Source organism: Faecalibacillus sp. H12 (assembly GCF_013361255.1).
Taxonomy (GTDB): Bacteria; Bacillota_I; Bacilli_A; order Erysipelotrichales; family Coprobacillaceae; genus Faecalibacillus; species Faecalibacillus intestinalis.
Window position 1 is genome coordinate 1 of sequence record NZ_JABWDK010000073.1, and the last position, 936, is coordinate 936.

Consider the following 936-nt stretch of genomic DNA (forward strand, 5'->3'; position numbering starts at 1 on the left):
TTATAATGTACAAATCATTACTGTCATTGTTCCATCAAAATCAACTTCTTTTTGATCTGAACAAACTACAAAATGATCTCCTTTTTTCACTTCTTTTCCTTCTACTGTTCCTTGTCCTTCAATGATTGATACAAGTTGGAATGGTTTATCATTCTTTACTTTATTATAGCCTGTCATATCATATTTATTTAATGTTAAATAGTTAGATGATACAAGCTCTTTTCTTGTTCCATTTTCTATTGTCTCTTCTACTTGTTTAGCTAGATCATATGGTTTATAAGGTACTGTTGTCACATCGATGGATTGTTTTACATGAAGTTGTCTTTCATTTCCATCTTTATCTTTTCGATGATAATCATAAACACGGTATGTGATATCTGATGATTGTTGTGCTTCATAGATCAATGACCCTTTACAGATAGCATGGATCGTTCCACTTGGAATATAGAAGAAATCTCCTTTTTTGATATCAAACTTATTTAATAATTGATCATAATCATCATTTTCAATAGCTTTTACAAGTTCTTCTTTGGTTTTAGCATGATGTCCCATGACCATCTTTGTATCTTCTTTACAGTCTAAGACATACCAGCATTCTGTCTTTCCTAATGAATTTTCATGAAGACCAGCATATTCATCATTTGGATGAACTTGTACAGATAAATCATTACAAGCATCAATGATTTTTACAAGCAATGGAAATTGTTTATCTTTGATATTTCCAAAAAGTTCACGATGTTCATCAAAGACTTTTGATAAAGTTTGACCTTTAAATTCTCCTTCTTTGATTTTATTATCACCATTAGGATGAGCTGAAGGTGCCCAACATTCTCCAGTTTGATCACTTGGTATAGCATAGCCATACTTTTCTTTAAGTTGGTTTCCTCCCCAAATCATTTCTTTAAATACAGGTTCTACCCATAAAATATGTCCCAT

Annotated in this window: 1 protein-coding gene; it reads right to left on the minus strand. The window is 31.3% G+C overall.

Features of this window, described 5'->3' with window-relative positions:
• Positions 1 to 936 (minus strand): mannose-6-phosphate isomerase, class I (manA, locus tag HUU89_RS14450; protein ID WP_032090164.1); only part of this gene is annotated, 936 nt, incomplete at its 5' end.